We start from the raw sequence: 14,922 nt of genomic DNA, 5'->3' as shown, positions 1-14,922 counted from the left end.
GATGGCAAGGGCGGTCGGAGATTTCGCCAGAGGCCAAATCGCGGCGCGGGCGGTCGAATGGGCAGTCGGGCGCCCGGTTAGCAGAAGGTGGTTGGATGCCGAAGATTCCGGTCGCCAACACGGTGAAGAAGGTGTGGATTGCACTGGTCATCGTGCTGGTTGTTGCGGTCGCGGCGTTCTGCGTCTCGCGGCTCCGGGCCGCCTTCGGCAATCACGACAATCGCCCGATCACCAGCGGCATTGCCGATGACATCAAGCCGTTCAATCCCAAGCACGTGGTCTACGAGGTTTATGGCCCTCCGGGGACGGTGGCCAACATCAATTATTTGGACGTCAACGCCCAGCCGCAGAAAGCAAGCCATGTGCCCCTGCCGTGGACGCTCTCGGTCATCACGACACTCCCCTCGGTGAGCGTCAACGTTGTCGCGCAGGCCGACACCGACCAGATCGGCTGCCGGATCATCGTGAACGACGTCGTCAAAGATGAAAGGTCGGCGACCGGAATGAACGCTCAAACCTTCTGCATAGTGAAGTCCGCATGACGAAGCCCGATAATAAGCCCGATAACGAAGCCGCGGGGCTTCCACACATGCCGATTTTTGCGCGGACGGTCCACAAGTTCGCGCTGCTGATAGTCCTGGCCTGGGTCGGACTTGTTGTTGCCCTCAGTACGTTCGTCCCCACCCTGGACAAAGTCGGCAAGGAACACACGGTGTCGATGAGCCCGAAAGAGGCGGCGTCGATGCAGGCGATGAAGCGCGTTGGCCAGGTGTTCAACGAATTTGACACCGACAGCGCGATCATGATCGTCCTGGAGGGCGACAAGCCGCTCGGCGATGACGCCCACCATTTCTACGACCAGCTGATCAAGAAGCTCGAGGCGGACACGAAGCACGTCGAGCACGTCCAGGACTTCTGGGGGGATCCGCTGACGGCGGCGGGTTCACAGAGCTCCGACGGCAAGGCGGCCTATGTGCAGGTCTATCTCGTCGGTAACCAGGGCGAGACCAAGGCCAACGAGTCCGTCCGGGCGGTCCGCAAGCTGGTGAACGAAACGCCGCCGCCGCCGGGGGTCAAGGCCTACGTCACCGGCGCGGCGGCGCTGACCGCCGATCAGTCGGCGTCCGGTGAGAAGGGCGTCATCTTGGTCACGATGATCACCTTCGCCGTGATCATCGTGATGTTGCTGTGGGTCTACCGCTCGATCGTCACGGTGTTCATCACCCTGATAATGGTGGTACTCGAACTCTTCGCCGCCCGGCAGGTCGTCTCATTCCTGGCCTATAACAACATCATTGGCCTTTCGACGTTCGCGGTTAATCTGCTGGTGCTGATGGCCATCGCGGCCGGCACGGACTACGCGATCTTCGTTCTCGGCCGATATCAGGAGGCACGGTCGCTCGGTGAGGACCGAGAACAGGCCTTCTACACCATGTTTCACGGGACCGCGCACGTGGTGCTGGGCTCCGGCCTGACCATCGCCGGCGCGATGTATTGCCTCAGCCTCACCCGGCTGCCCTATTTCCAGTCGCTCGGCGTGCCCTGCGCGGTGGGAATGCTCGTCGCCGTCTTCGCGGCGCTCACCCTCGGCCCGGCCGTGTTGACGGTGGGCAGTCGCTTCGGCCTGTTCGACCCCAAACGGAAGATGAGAACCCGGGGATGGCGGCGGGTGGGTACCGCCATCGTGCGTTGGCCCGGCCCAATTCTGGCGGTGTCGATCGCCATTGCGCTCATCGGGTTGCTGGCCCTGCCCGGGTACAAGACGAATTACGACAACCGCAAATATCTGCCCCCGTATACCTTGGCAAACGTCGGATATGACGCCGCGGAGCGGCACTTCCCCAACGCCCGGATGAATCCGGAATTGCTGCTGATCGAGACCGATCACGACATGCGCAACCCGGCGGGCATGCTGGTTCTGGACCGGATCGCGAGGGGCGTCTTCCATATCCCGGGTATCGCGCGTGTCCAGGCGATCACCAGACCGTTGGGAACGCCGATCGAGCACACGTCCATACCGTTCCAGATCAGCATGCAGAACACCACGCAGGTCGAAAACCAGCAGTATATGCATCAACGCATGGCGGACATGCTCAAGCAGGCCGATGCGATGCAGCAGTCCATCGACACGATGCAGCGCATGTACAACATCACGGCGAAGATGGCCGCCGTCACGCACCACATGGACGGCCTCACGCATGAAATGTTGGACGTGACAGCTACATTGCGGGATCACATCGCAGATTTCGATGACTTCTTCCGGCCGATTCGCAGCTACTTCTGGTGGGAGAAGCACTGCTTCGACATTCCGGCCTGCTGGGCGTTGCGGTCGATCTTCGACGCGCTCGACGGTTTGGACCAGATCGTCGAAAAGTTCGGGTACCTCACGAACGACTTATCCCAGCTGGACGCCTTGCTGCCGCAGATGCTGGCGCAGATGCCGCCGATGATCGCGACGATGACGACGATGAAGCAGATGATGCTGACCATGCACAGCTCGATGTCGTCGCTGTATGACCAGATGGATGTGATGAGCCAGAACTCGACCGCCATGGGTCAGGCTTTCGACGCCGCCAAGAACGACGACTCGTTCTACATACCGCCGGAGGTATTCGACAACCCCGATTTCAAGCGGGGTCTGAAGATGTTCCTGTCGCCCGACGGGCACGCGGCCCGCTTCATCATCTCTCACGAGGGCGATCCCGCTACCCCCGAAGGGATTTCGCACGTCGATCCGATCAAGAACGCGGCCAAGGAAGCCATCAAGGGGACACCGCTGGAGGGCGCCAAGATCTGGCTGGGCGGCACCGCCGCGGTCTATAAGGACATGCGCGACGGGTCGAAGTACGACCTGATGATCGCTGGAATATCGGCGGCCAGCCTGATTTTGATCATCATGCTGATCATCACCCGAAGTATCGTCGCCGCGGTCACGATCGTGGGCACTGTGCTGATTTCGCTGGGTGCCTCGTTCGGGCTTTCCGTGCTGATGTGGCAGGACATCATGGGCTTCGAATTGCACTGGATGGTGCTCGCGATGTCCGTCATCCTGTTGTTGGCGGTGGGATCCGACTACAACCTGCTGCTGGTTTCCCGCTTCAAAGAGGAAATCCATGCCGGATTGAGGACCGGAATCGTCCGCTCGATGGCCGGCACCGGCGCCGTCGTGACGTCTGCGGGTCTGGTGTTCGCCGCCACCATGGCGTCATTCGTATTCAGCCCTTTGAGGGTGATGGGACAGGTCGGCACCACCATCGGTCTGGGGCTCTTGTTCGACACGTTGATCGTGCGTTCGTTCATGATGCCGTCCGTCGCCGCGCTGATGGGCCGCTGGTTCTGGTGGCCGACACAAGTACGGACTCGCCCTGCCAGCCAGATGCTTCGGCCGTACGGATCTCGTTCGGCGGTTCGTGCCTTCATGCTGCCCCGGCAGGACGATTCGCGTGACTCTGAGCCGGCGAGCACCGATCGCATCCCGGTGAGCACGCCGCACTACTGACGGCGATTCGGGTGGCCAGGCCCGGCCCGGCGCTCAGGCGTAGCTGCGCAACTGCACCGTTTTGCGCAAGACGTCGCTCAGCTTGTGCACCGGCGCCCCGCAGGTCAGGCAGTACGCGCCCGGGCAACGGGTCATGCGGTCCACCTGCTGCAGGACTTGCGCCTTGACGGCGCGCACGCAGCTGATGCACAGAATGTCGACGATGTTCCCGAACGGGTCGAGGTTTGGCCGGTTGCAGTCGTCCACGGCGTGCCGGTAGACGATATGTGTCGCCCGCTTGGCGCAGCCGGCTTCGGATTGGCAAGTGATCTCGTGCCAGTCGAGTTCGACCAGCGCGTGGGGGACATCGGCGCCTGGTGCGTGGCTCACGCCACGGGTTTCGCGGCTGGCTGGCTGGGGGTCCACGGTGCTCATCATGCCCTCACTGCACCGCGGCATCCCCGCGTGAGCCGGTTCCTGTTAGCAATGGCGGTGATGTGCATGATCTGAGTCCTGGTGGTCGAGCGGACTATGTGTAGTTATCGGCAACCACTCCGCGGCTGCCTGCCGGGCACCATATGCCGCATAGTTCAGTCAAGAGGTATTGATTTGTCCCCATCTGGGAAACAAGCGGTACCCGCTAATGGCAAATCTTAAACTCGCGCGCGAATAAAGACCAGGGTCGATTTGCGGGCGCAGGGAGAACCGGCCGCGTTCGGCGCCCAGGCGTGACCTACGACCAGTTCCAGACCGACATGTCGCCGGGCGGGTATTGGTTGCACACGTCGGTGGCTTTGGCGACGACGCCCTTGTTGTTGAAGAAGATCTTCATGTGATTGACCCAGGCGAACGTTAGCGGATCGCCGTTGTAGAAGTTTTCGGAATAAGTCCTGCGGTCCGCTGGTGACAGCGAGTAAAACCAGTGGGCCTTGTCTATCGTTGCCTGCTGAAGGTTGGGGTGGTTGTTGAAGTCGATCATGTACCGCTGGTAGTACACCGGGCTGGTATCCCTGACGGCCGCCAGGTACTGCTCGGCATCGCAGGTGGTCGCGATCTGCCTGCGGGGGATGGGAAAGTCCTCCGTGGAGTCGGCCACAGCGGTCTTGGGAAACACCGCAGCGGCGATGCCGAGAGCGAGAAAAACAGCGCCTGCACGCAGGCCGGTACTCAGCCGAGACATAGTAGTTACCGTATCACTTTCCGGGGTCGGATGGGCGAGCGGGTACACATTAGTAGTCCGTCTCACTATCCATTGCGATCAGGCACGATGACGTGTGCGGGGTCCGGGCGCAGCTCGGGGGGAGCCTGGCTGTAGTCGCCGAATGGACCGTCGCGGCGTTCCACCGCCGCGCGCACGCCCCGGCTCTGGGCGGTCTTGATGAAATCGAGCGCCTCGGGGGTGTTGCGCATCAGGCCGTCGAGGATGCCGCCCAGCAACTGAGTAGAGGCCAGGCCCATGTTCTCGTAGGCCTGGTTGACGACCAGCTTCTGCGCCCGTAACTGCGACAACGGGATTCGCGCCAGCTCGGCGGCGATCTCGGCGACGCGAGCTTCGAGGCGCTCGAACGGCACCGCCTCGTTGATCAGCTCGATTTCGGCTGCCTGGACTCCGGTCAGCGGTCTGCCCGTCAATGAGTGCCACTTGGCCTTGGCCAGGCTCAGCCGGTAGAGCCACATGCCCGTGAGATAAGCGCCCCACATCCGGCTGTACGGGGTGCCGATGACGGCGTCGTTGCTGGCGATCACGATGTCGGCGCACAGCGCGTAGTCGCTGCCTGCGCCGACGCACCAGCCATGCACCTGGGCGATCACCGGTTTGGTTGCCCGCCAGATGGCCATGAACTTCTGATGCGGTCCGGTTTCGCGGGCCGTGACCACGGCGAAATCCTTGCCCGAATCCCACTGCCCGTCGGTCTTCATGTATTCGTCCCATTGCTGGAAGCCGCCGCCGAAGTCATAGCCGCCGGAGAAGGCGCGCCCGGCGCCGCGCAGCACGAGGACTTTGACGTCCGTGTCGCGCTCGGCCAGCCCAACGGCCGCCTCGATCTCGTCGGGCATGGGCGGCACGATGGTGTTGAGCTGCTCCGGACGGTTCAACGTGATGGTGGCAACCGGGCCGGCCGTCGTGTACAGCAATGTCTCGAAGTTCGGCTCGCCAGTTTCCATAGCCCAAGCGAAGTCGGTTGGCGGTCCCGTGTCCAGCAGGTCTTACGGATCGGGCTGGCGGTTCTCCGGCGACGACGCGTAGATACGCCCGCCGATCTTGAGGTATGGCGTTATCAGGTAGGCCGACCCGACAACGATGGCCGAAAAGACCAAGGCCGCCAGGACGCCGTTGGGCCAGATTCTGCCTGTCCCGATCGCAAAGCAAACGATGCCAATGATCGAGGTTGCCCAGTAGAACCGCCGGCCGGGACGGCGGTCGGCGATGAAGCGCCAGCGTGCCTGCGCTGCGCCGGCCAAGATGAAAATCAACCCGGTCGCTAACAGGGTGAGTTCGATGCGTTCGGTCACTGACACGCCGACGATCTTATGGCCGGTCAACGATCGCTGGGCTGCCACAGCGCGGCGCGCGGGATTCGTCTCCAGGCGTCCCTGCGGGCCCGCGCATAGGCCGGCAAGGCTTGGCCGTTGCGGCGACGCGGCAACCGCGGCCCCGACGTGTTGGGGTGTTCTCGACTTCCGTCCAGCCCTAGAGCCGCGGGTTGCGTGTGACGGCTTGGCCGAGTCGCTTGGGCCTTCGACCGCCGACGGGCATGTGAAAGCCGTAAACCCCTGCGGCGCAGCCAACTACCGTTCCAAACGGAACGGTGGAGCCACGGTCGGCGGCTGAAAACCGCAATGCCCGATCGCCCCTAGGGGTGATCCACGCAGAACGCCACACACAATGCTGAAGCAGGAATGGACACCCATTGCAGTTGCCCATCCGCCTTGCGCTCGCAGTATATCGGGCCGGGGTTCCCCCATACTTTCGCGCCTTCCGGCGAGCATGGTTGACCAATATCGGTATCGGCATGCGCTGGGCTACTTCCGATGAGGACCGCGATTGGAAAGACCGCCGTCAATATCGCCAAGCCGATGAACCTCAGTGCTCCCATGATCGACGCCTTCCTCGACAACATCCGCTACATCACCATCGAGCTTAACGGCTTGATCCTGTACGACACCCGCGACGACGTGCCCTGCGACGTGGACAAGTGACGGGAGACCCGCGCCCGGTTCCCTGCCCGCTGGCCGGTCGTCCGCCTCCACCCAGCACATCATCGACTATCTGCAGTTATGCACTCTGTCGAGGGCGCATCGGTACCGTCATCCTCATCCACGCACGCTGTTGACGCTCTTCTTGTCCTGGGCCCAACCATTGGGGTCTTGCTCGCCGGCCCGGTAATCGTTGCACGCACCCATCACCGCTCCCGGCTGCTGGCAGGCGCGCGGACGTATTCGTCGATGTCGGCGGGCGTCATCAGCTGCGGGTCGTGCGGCCGCTGGTCGAAGAAGTGCCGCAGCCGGTCAGCATCCGCCACAGGAACGAGTAACTCAGCGCCGACTTGAACGCGACCTGTTCGTTGTCGGCCGCGCCGGCGTGACCGCCCTCGATGTTTTCGTAGTACCAGACCTTGTGGTCCGCGGCCTCCAACGCCGCCGTCATCTTGCGGGCATGGCCCGGATGTACCCGGTCGTCGCGGGTCGACGTGGTCATCAAGACCGGCGGGTAGCGGCGGCTCGCCGAAATATTCTGGTACGGCGAGTATTCGGAGATGAATTGCCAGTCGTCCGGATTGTCCGGATCGCCATACTCGGCCACCCACGAGGCCCCGGCCAGCAACAGGTGGTAACGCCTCATGTCCAGCAGCGGCACGTCGCAGACCAGCGCGCCGAACTTCTCGGGGTACTTGGTGAGCATGATGCCCATCAACAGCCCGCCGTTGCTGCCGCCCCGCGCGCCCAGCTGCCCGACCGTCGTAATCCCGCGGTCCACCAAATCGGTTGCCACCGCGACGAAGTCCTCGGCCACCTTGTGTCGGCCTTCGCGCATCGCCTGGGTGTGCCAGCCGGGCCCGTACTCGCCGCCGCCGCGGATATTGGCCACCACGTAGGTGCCGCCGCGGGCCAGCCATAGCCGGCCCAGCACGCCGTCGTACCCGGGCGTTCGCGACGTCTCGAATCCGCCGTACCCGCTCAGCAGAGTGGGTCCGGGACCGTCGGCGTCAGTGCGGCGCACGACGAAGTACGGGATCGAGGTGCCATCCTTTGAAGCCACGAAATACTTTGCCACAGAGATATTTTCAGCGTCGAAGAACGTGGGCGCGGACTTGATCTGGTCCGGTTGCCCGTCGCCGGTGCCCCGCATCAGCCGCGAAGGGGTGACGAATCCGCTCGAATCGAGGAAGAACTCGTCGCCGGTGTCGTCGGCGGCAACGACGACGGTGTTGGTCGCGGCCGGAATGCCCGGGACGGGTTCTCGCCGCCAGGTGCCCGGCGTGGCGATCTCGACGCGGCTGGCCACGTCGGCCAGTGTGACGATCAAGGGGCGGTCTTTCGTCCACGCGTAGTGATAGAGCGCGGTGTGCTCGTCGGGCTCGAAGACCACCCGCAATTCGGCCGTGCCGGCAAGGAATTCGTCGTAGCCGGCCGCCAGCAGCGAGCCCGCGGTGTATGTCGCGGTGCCGACGTACCAGTCGGTGCGCAGCTCGATCAGAATCCACTCGCGGTGTATCGACACGCTGGCGTCGGTGGGCGCGTCGATGCGAATCAGCTCCGAGCCGCGCAGTTCGTAGCGCTCGTCATGCCAGAAATCGAGGGCTCGCTCGAGCACGGTGCGCTCGAAACCGGGTGTGCGGTCGACGGATGCGAAGACGCGGACATCCGAACGTGTTCCCTCGAAGAGGACCTCGGCGTCGGTCAGTGGGGTGCCCCGGCGCCACCGCTTGATCACCCGCGGGTAGCCCGATTCGGTGAGCGAGTCAGCGCCGAAGTCGGTGCCTAGCAGGACGGCGTCCGGGTCGGCCCAGGTGATCTGTGACTTGGCCTCCGGCAGCTCGAACCCGTCAGCAACGAATTTCCTTGTGATCATGTCGAATTCACGCACAATGGACGCGTCCGAGCCACCACGGGAGAGGCCGATCAGCGCACGTGTGTGGTCGGGCTCGATGACGCCGGCGCCCGCCCACACCCACTTCTCGTCGTCGGCGCGGCCCAGTTCATCGACGTCGATCAGTACGTCCCACTCAGGCGAGTCGGTGCGGTAACTGTCCAGCGTGGTGCGCCGCCACAGCCCGCGCGGGTTGGCGGCGTCGCGCCAGAAGTTGTAGAGGTACCCGCCGCGGCGGACCACGTATGGAATTCGGGCGTCGGTGTCGAGCACCTCGAGCGCCTCGATGCGCATCTGCTCGAACTCCGCGTCGCAGAACTCCGCCAGTGTCGGTTCGTTGCGGGCCCGCACCCAATCCAGCGCCTGCTCAGCGGTAACTTCCTCGAGCCACAGGTAGGGGTCGGTTTCGGAGGCAGCGGCGGCTTGAGACGTCATGGGAGCCATTGAAGCCATTGTGAGGGTCATTGTTACCCCCGGCGGTAGTGTGAGTTGTATTACACAAGGACGGAACGAGGAGGCGGGCAGATGACGGTTTTCGCACGTCCCGGTTCTGCCGGGGCATTGATGTCGTTTGAGCCCCGGTATGAGAACTTCATCGGGGGGCAATGGGTCGCGCCGGTGGGCGGCCGCTATTTCGAGAACCCGACGCCGGTGACCGGCCAGACGTTCTGCGAGGTGGCGCGGTCCGACGAGGCCGATATCGAAAAGGCGCTCGACGCGGCCCACGCGGCGGCGCCGGCCTGGGGCAAGACCGCGCCCGCCGAGCGGGCGGCGATGCTGAACAAGATCGCCGACCGAATCGAGGACAGCACGGCCGCCCTGGCCGTCGCCGAGGTCTGGGACAACGGCAAACCGATCCGCGAGGCGCTGGCCGCCGACATCCCCCTGGCGGCCGATCATTTCCGCTACTTTGCCGCGGCGATCCGCGCGCAGGAGGGTTCGCTGTCACAGATCGACGAGGACACCGTCGCCTACCACTTCCATGAGCCGCTCGGGGTGGTGGGGCAGATCATTCCGTGGAACTTCCCGATCCTGATGGCTACCTGGAAACTCGCGCCGGCGCTGGCGGCCGGCAACGCGGTCGTCCTCAAACCCGCCGAGCAGACACCGGTTTCGGTGCTCTACCTGATGTCGCTGATCGGCGATCTGTTGCCGGCGGGAGTGGTCAACGTCGTCAACGGATTCGGCGCGGAAGCGGGCAAGCCGCTGGCGTCGAGCAACCGGATCGCCAAGGTCGCGTTCACCGGGGAAACCACCACCGGGCGACTGATCATGCAATACGCATCCCAGAACCTGATCCCGGTCACCCTGGAACTCGGCGGCAAGAGCCCCAACATCTTCTTCTCCGACGTGATGGCCAAGGGCGACGATTTCCAGGACAAGGCGCTGGAGGGCTTCACCATGTTCGCCCTCAACCAGGGCGAGGTGTGCACCTGCCCGTCACGCAGCCTGGTCCAGGCTGACATCTACGACGAGTTCCTCGAACTGGCCGCGATCCGAACCAAGGCGGTCCGGCAGGGCGATCCGCTGGACACCGAGACGATGCTGGGTTCCCAGGCATCCAACGACCAACTGGAAAAGGTGTTGTCCTACATCGAGATCGGCAAGGGAGAGGGCGCCAAGGTGATCACCGGCGGCGAGCGCGCCGAGCTCGGTGGCGACCTCTCCGGCGGCTTCTACATGCAGCCGACGATCTTTGCCGGCAACAACAAGATGCGGATCTTCCAGGAGGAGATATTCGGACCGGTGGTGGCGGTGGCGTCGTTCTCCGATTACGACGACGCGATCTCGATCGCCAACGACACCCTCTACGGGCTGGGTGCCGGGGTGTGGAGCCGCGACGGCAACACCGCCTACCGGGCCGGCCGCGACATCCAAGCCGGCCGGGTGTGGGTCAACTGCTACCACGTCTATCCGGCACACGCGGCGTTCGGCGGCTACAAGCAGTCCGGCATCGGCCGGGAGAACCACAGGATGATGCTCGACCACTACCAGCAGACCAAGAACCTGATGGTGTCCTACTCCGATAAGGCGCAGGGTTTCTTCTGATGGGCGCCGGCACACCACCGGGTGCGGTCATCACCGCCCCCGCCGCCGAACTGCTGACGCGACTGCAGGAGCGGCATGGTCCGGTGATGTTCCACCAGTCCGGCGGCTGCTGCGACGGATCGTCGCCGATGTGCTACCCGCGCGGGGATTTCATCGTCGGTGACCGCGACGTGTTGCTCGGCGTGCTCGATGTCGCGGACGGGGTGCCGGTGTGGATTTCGGGTCCGCAGTACCAGGCCCACTATCGAGGTGAGAAGCACACACAATTGGTCATCGACGTGGTGCCGGGCCGCGGCGGCGGTTTCAGCCTGGAAGCGCCGGAAGGCGTGCGGTTCCTCAGTCGCGGCCGCGTCTTCACCGACGAAGAGAAGGCCAAGCTGGCGGCCGTACCGGTTATCACCGGCGCCGCCTACGAGCGTGGCGAACGCCCGTCGGTGCGTGGCCAGGTGGTGGCCTTGGCCGACGCGGGGCCGCCGGAAACGCGCAGTCCCGCTACCGGGTAGCCGCAGTAAGGTCGTCACCGTGATTCCGCTTCCCCGTCCCTGGCTGCTGGCCAGCGCCATGCTGATCGGTTGCGCCGTCGGGTTTTTGGCGGGCGTCGCGTTCATCGTGGGGGTTCATGCGCGGATTCGCCCCGACATCGCCATTGCGCTGGTGGTCGGGATCCCCACTGCGAGCGGGGTGCTAACGATCCTGCTTTCCGGGCGTCGCTGGGTCACGATGCTGGGCGCGTTCATCCTGTCGCTCGCGCCGGGTTGGTTCGGTGTGCTCGTCGCTCTGCGGGTGGCGTCCGGTGGCTGACGACGACGATCGCGCGTCGCATCCGGGGACCGAGCCGTTCACGCCGGACTTCGACGACGACACCGGCACACAGTCGTTCGTCCCGGATTTCTCCGATGACGAGGACACCGGTTCACAGCCGCTTCCCCTCGTCGGCGGGCCGGAGAAGCCGGGCGAGTCCGCGCCCGGGACGCCGTCGGGAGCGTCGGAGCGGGATTCCGAGAACTTGGGGGACGAGTCGGCCGGCGGCCCGGTGCAGTCGGTCACCGTTCCCGGTCGCTACCTCTACCTGAAATGGTGGAAGTTGGCCTTGGTGCTCCTCGGCGTGTGGATGGCGGTGGCCGAGGTCGGGCTGGGGCTGTTCTATTGGTGGTACCACTCGAGCGACAAGACGCCGGTGGTGTTCGTGGTCCTGGTCTATGTCGTGGTGTGCGCCGTGGGCGGCGTGATGCTGGCGATGGTGCACGGCAGGCCGCTGATCTCGGCGCTGTCGTTCGCGGTGATGTCGGCGCCCTTTGCCTCCGTCGCCGCGGCGGCGCCCCTGTACGGCTATTACTACTGCGCGCGGACGGGCCACTGCCTGATCGGCGTCATTCCCTACTAACGGTTTCGTCCCGAGGCGGGGCCACTAGTGTGGGCTCGTGACTTCTCACTATGACGTCGTCGTCCTCGGGGCCGGTCCCGGCGGATATGTCGCAGCTATTCGTGCCGCACAGCTGGGCCTGAACACCGCAGTCATCGAACCGAAGTACTGGGGCGGAGTCTGCCTCAACGTCGGCTGCATTCCGTCCAAGGCGTTGCTGCGCAACGCCGAGCTGGCTCATATATTCACCAAAGAGGCCAAGACTTTTGGCATCAGCGGCGAGGCGACCTTCGATTACGGCATCGCCTTCGACCGCAGCCGTAAAGTGGCCGAGGGCCGCGTCGCCGGCGTGCACTTTTTAATGAAGAAGAACAAGATCACCGAGATTCACGGGTACGGCAGATTCACCGACGCCAACACGTTGTCGGTCGACCTCAATGACGGTGGCACGGAAACGGTCACGTTCGACAACGTCATCATCGCCACCGGAAGCAGCACCCGGCTGGTTCCGGGAACGTCGCTGTCGGCCAACGTGGTCACCTACGAAGAACAGATCCTGTCCCGGGAGCTGCCGGAATCGATCATCATCGCCGGGGCCGGGGCGATCGGCATGGAGTTCGGCTACGTGCTGAAGAACTACGGCGTCGACGTGACCATCGTGGAGTTCTTGCCGCGCGCGCTGCCCAACGAGGACGCCGAGGTGTCCAAGGAGATCGAGAAGCAGTTCAAGAAGCTGGGCATCAAGGTACTCACCGGGACCAAGGTCGAGTCCATCGCCGACGACGGGTCCGTGGTGACGGTGACCGTGAGCAAGGACGGTAAGTCAGAGGAGCTCAAGGCCGAAAAGGTGTTGCAAGCCATCGGGTTTGCGCCCAACGTCGAGGGCTACGGATTGGACAAGGCGGGGGTCGCGCTGACCGACCGCAAGGCCATCGGCATTACCGATTACATGCGCACCAACGTGCCGCACATCTACGCCATCGGCGACGTCACCGGGTTGCTGATGCTAGCCCACGTCGCGGAGGCCATGGGTGTCGTTGCAGCCGAAACCATTGCGGGCGCAGAGACTTTGGCCCTCGGCGACTACCGCATGCTGCCACGCGCGACGTTCTGTCAGCCGAACGTCGCCAGCTTCGGGCTCACCGAGCAGCAGGCCCGTGACGAGGGCTACGACGTGGTGGTGGCCAAGTTCCCGTTCAGCGCGAACGCCAAGGCGCATGGCGTGGGCGACCCCAGCGGTTTCGTCAAGATGGTCGCCGATGCCAAGCACTTGGAACTGCTGGGCGGGCACTTGATCGGCCACGATGTGTCCGAGCTGCTGCCCGAGCTGACGCTGGCCCAGAAGTGGGATCTGACCGCCAACGAGCTGGCCCGCAACGTGCACACCCATCCGACCATGTCGGAGGCGCTGCAGGAGTGCTTCCATGGCCTGACCGGCCACATGATCAACTTCTGAGCTTGCCGATGAAGACCAGTGACACCAGTGGCACAGTCGTGGGGGCCATCGGCGGGCTCACCACGGGCTATGTGCTGTGGTTGGTGGCCTTTTCGATCGCCGACGACAACGCGGCGGTGGGCCGATGGGGCCCGACGGTGTTGCTCCTGTCGGTTGTGCTGGCAATCTGTGCCGTGCTGTGGGGCTCGGTGCAGCGGCGGCGCAGGAAACATCTCTGGTCGGCGTTCGGGTTCGCCGTGCCGATACTGCCCGTGGTGCTGACGTTGGCCGTGCTGGCTGACGTCTACCTGTAGCTAGCGTGGGTTGTCGAGCGGGATGGCGAGTGCGGACATCGTCGCGGCCAGACCATCGTATTGTGTTGCGAGCAAACAGAATTCGATCAGCTGACGCCGATCCAGATAATCTGCCAGCCGCTGCCAGGTGGGTTCGGCGATCGTGCGGTCCCTGACGAGCTCGTCAGTTGCCGTCAGCAGCGCGCGTTGTCGGGAGCTCAGGCCTTCTGCGGCGTCTGGCGAGGCGAAAATCGCGGCCTGCATGTCGGCATCCAGCCCCTGACTGCGCGCCAGCCGGCGATGGTGCTGCAGCTCGTATTCACAACCGCGCAAATGCGCCACCCGCAGGATCACCAACTCGGTGTCGATCGCCGGCAGTCGGCCCCGCAGCAGTCGTCCGCTGTACATGGACCAGGTCCAGAACAGCAACTGGCGCTGTCCCAAAGTGGTGAACAGATGCATCTCCGGCACCCGCATCTGGCGCGCGGCCAACTTGGCCATCACCCAGTTGACCGGGCCCAGCTCGCGGAACCGGCCCGACGGGATGCGGCCGACTTGTCCGTCACCCGCGCCACTCATGCTTGCTGCACCAGGTACGGGGACACGGTGCTGCGGTGCTCGTCGAGATCGAGTGCGCGCCCCAGGGCCGGGAACGCCCGCTGCGGGCAGTTATCGCGTTCGCAGACACGGCAGCCCGCGCCGATGGGTGTGGCTGCAATGTTCGGGTCCCCGGACAAATCGAGTCCTTCCGAGTAGACGAGCCGGTGCGCGTGGCGAAGCTCGCAGCCCAGCCCGATCGCGAAGGTTTTACCGGGCTGACCATACCGCGCGGCGCGGCGCTCCACGGTGCGGGCCACCCACATGTAGTTGCGCCCGTCGGGCATCTGGGCGATCTGCACCAGGATCTTGCCCGGGTTGGCAAACGTTTCGTAGACGTTCCACAACGGGCAGGTGCCTCCGCTGGAGGAGAAATGAAAACCGGTGGCCGACTGGCGTTTTGACATGTTGCCGGCTCGGTCCACCCGGACAAACGAAAACGGCACGCCGCGCATCGTCGGCCGTTGCAACGTCGACAGCCGGTGGGCGATGGTCTCGTAGCTCACCGAGTAGAAGGAGGACAACCGCTCGACGTCGTAGCGGAAATTCTCGGCGACGTCGTGGAACTGGCGGTAGGGCAGCACCGCGGCCGCGGCGAAGTAATTGGCCAGCCCC

17 protein-coding genes are annotated in these 14,922 nt (G+C 64.2%); 9 read left to right on the top strand and 8 right to left on the bottom strand.

The genetic code is table 11. The features are described 5' to 3' along the window. The first annotated feature begins 95 nt into the window (after positions 1 to 95). Both ACLP4W_RS21255 and ACLP4W_RS21250 read left to right on the top strand, forming a co-directional pair. Positions 96 to 542 (top strand): MmpS family transport accessory protein, encoded by a 447-nt coding sequence (locus tag ACLP4W_RS21255; RefSeq protein WP_442389358.1) that lies wholly within the window; start codon positions 96 to 98, stop codon positions 540 to 542. After that, entirely contained in the window at positions 539 to 3,499 is a 2,961-nt protein-coding gene (locus tag ACLP4W_RS21250) for an MMPL/RND family transporter (protein ID WP_442389335.1), read from the top strand. The genes ACLP4W_RS21255 and ACLP4W_RS21250 overlap by 4 nt, the downstream gene beginning before the upstream one ends. Positions 3,500 to 3,532: 33 nt before the next feature. On the opposite strand, the gene ACLP4W_RS21245 is transcribed toward ACLP4W_RS21250, so the two are convergent. The 5 genes from ACLP4W_RS21245 to ACLP4W_RS21225 form a co-directional block, all read right to left on the bottom strand. Beyond that, positions 3,533 to 3,913 carry a hypothetical protein gene (locus ACLP4W_RS21245; RefSeq protein ID WP_442389333.1) on the bottom strand — a complete coding sequence of 127 codons (381 nt, stop codon included), beginning with the start codon at positions 3,911 to 3,913 and terminating at the stop codon, positions 3,533 to 3,535. Positions 3,914 to 4,211: 298 nt separating this feature from the next. Then, positions 4,212 to 4,658, bottom strand: coding sequence for a DUF5078 domain-containing protein (locus ACLP4W_RS21240; protein ID WP_442389331.1), 447 nt, complete (start codon positions 4,656 to 4,658; stop codon positions 4,212 to 4,214). A gap of 65 nt (positions 4,659 to 4,723) precedes the next feature. Next, positions 4,724 to 5,644 (bottom strand): crotonase/enoyl-CoA hydratase family protein, encoded by a 921-nt coding sequence (locus ACLP4W_RS21235; RefSeq protein ID WP_442389329.1) that lies wholly within the window; start codon positions 5,642 to 5,644, stop codon positions 4,724 to 4,726. Positions 5,645 to 5,686: 42 nt separating this feature from the next. Next, the gene (locus tag ACLP4W_RS21230; protein ID WP_442389327.1) at positions 5,687 to 5,998 is read right to left on the bottom strand and encodes a hypothetical protein; all 312 of its coding nucleotides are present in this window, start codon (positions 5,996 to 5,998) and stop codon (positions 5,687 to 5,689) included. 335 nt (positions 5,999 to 6,333) lie between these two features. Further along, a complete protein-coding gene (locus ACLP4W_RS21225) occupies positions 6,334 to 6,576 on the bottom strand; it encodes a hypothetical protein (protein ID WP_442389325.1) in 243 nt (80 codons plus the stop codon). On the opposite strand from ACLP4W_RS21225, the gene ACLP4W_RS21220 reads away from it, so the two are divergent. Beyond that, positions 6,512 to 6,679 (top strand): hypothetical protein, encoded by a 168-nt coding sequence (locus ACLP4W_RS21220; protein ID WP_442389364.1) that lies wholly within the window; start codon positions 6,512 to 6,514, stop codon positions 6,677 to 6,679. The two genes, ACLP4W_RS21225 and ACLP4W_RS21220, sit on opposite strands and share 65 nt — an antisense overlap. Before the next feature lie 262 nt (positions 6,680 to 6,941). Here the strand turns inward: ACLP4W_RS21220 and ACLP4W_RS21215 are convergent, their stop codons facing one another. After that, the gene (locus ACLP4W_RS21215; RefSeq protein ID WP_442389323.1) at positions 6,942 to 9,005 is read right to left on the bottom strand and encodes a prolyl oligopeptidase family serine peptidase; all 2,064 of its coding nucleotides are present in this window, start codon (positions 9,003 to 9,005) and stop codon (positions 6,942 to 6,944) included. A gap of 90 nt (positions 9,006 to 9,095) precedes the next feature. Between ACLP4W_RS21215 and exaC the strand changes: the two genes are divergently transcribed. The 6 genes from exaC to ACLP4W_RS21185 are packed head-to-tail and all read left to right on the top strand — an operon-like array spanning position 9,096 to position 13,731. Further along, positions 9,096 to 10,619 (top strand): acetaldehyde dehydrogenase ExaC, encoded by a 1,524-nt coding sequence (exaC, locus tag ACLP4W_RS21210; RefSeq protein WP_442389321.1) that lies wholly within the window; start codon positions 9,096 to 9,098, stop codon positions 10,617 to 10,619. Beyond that, positions 10,619 to 11,122, top strand: a complete 504-nt coding sequence (locus tag ACLP4W_RS21205; RefSeq protein ID WP_442389319.1) for a DUF779 domain-containing protein — start codon at positions 10,619 to 10,621, stop codon at positions 11,120 to 11,122. Before exaC ends, ACLP4W_RS21205 begins: the two co-directional genes overlap by 1 nt. A gap of 19 nt (positions 11,123 to 11,141) precedes the next feature. Further along, positions 11,142 to 11,420, top strand: coding sequence for a putative holin (locus ACLP4W_RS21200; protein WP_442389317.1), 279 nt, complete (start codon positions 11,142 to 11,144; stop codon positions 11,418 to 11,420). Further along, complete coding sequence (locus ACLP4W_RS21195; protein WP_442389316.1) at positions 11,413 to 12,003, top strand: hypothetical protein; 591 nt, start codon at positions 11,413 to 11,415, stop codon at positions 12,001 to 12,003. Before ACLP4W_RS21200 ends, ACLP4W_RS21195 begins: the two co-directional genes overlap by 8 nt. Before the next feature lie 37 nt (positions 12,004 to 12,040). Then, a complete protein-coding gene (lpdA, locus tag ACLP4W_RS21190; protein WP_442389314.1) occupies positions 12,041 to 13,438 on the top strand; it encodes a dihydrolipoyl dehydrogenase in 1,398 nt (465 codons plus the stop codon). Positions 13,439 to 13,446: 8 nt separating this feature from the next. Next, positions 13,447 to 13,731 carry a hypothetical protein gene (locus ACLP4W_RS21185; protein WP_442389312.1) on the top strand — a complete coding sequence of 95 codons (285 nt, stop codon included), beginning with the start codon at positions 13,447 to 13,449 and terminating at the stop codon, positions 13,729 to 13,731. Here ACLP4W_RS21185 and ACLP4W_RS21180 read toward each other — a convergent pair whose 3' ends face one another. Next, positions 13,732 to 14,289: a carboxymuconolactone decarboxylase family protein gene (locus ACLP4W_RS21180; protein ID WP_442389310.1), complete on the bottom strand. Its 558-nt coding sequence runs from the start codon at positions 14,287 to 14,289 to the stop codon at positions 13,732 to 13,734. Then, positions 14,286 to 14,922: short-chain fatty acyl-CoA regulator family protein (locus ACLP4W_RS21175; protein ID WP_442389308.1), on the bottom strand; the 637-nt coding region annotated here is incomplete at its 5' end. The genes ACLP4W_RS21180 and ACLP4W_RS21175, both read right to left, overlap by 4 nt.

The organism is Mycobacterium sp. (assembly GCF_052145595.1).
In the GTDB taxonomy this organism is placed as follows: domain Bacteria; phylum Actinomycetota; class Actinomycetes; order Mycobacteriales; family Mycobacteriaceae; genus Mycobacterium.
Note: the sequence above shows the minus strand (reverse complement) of the source record. Positions and strands in the feature narration are given on the sequence as shown.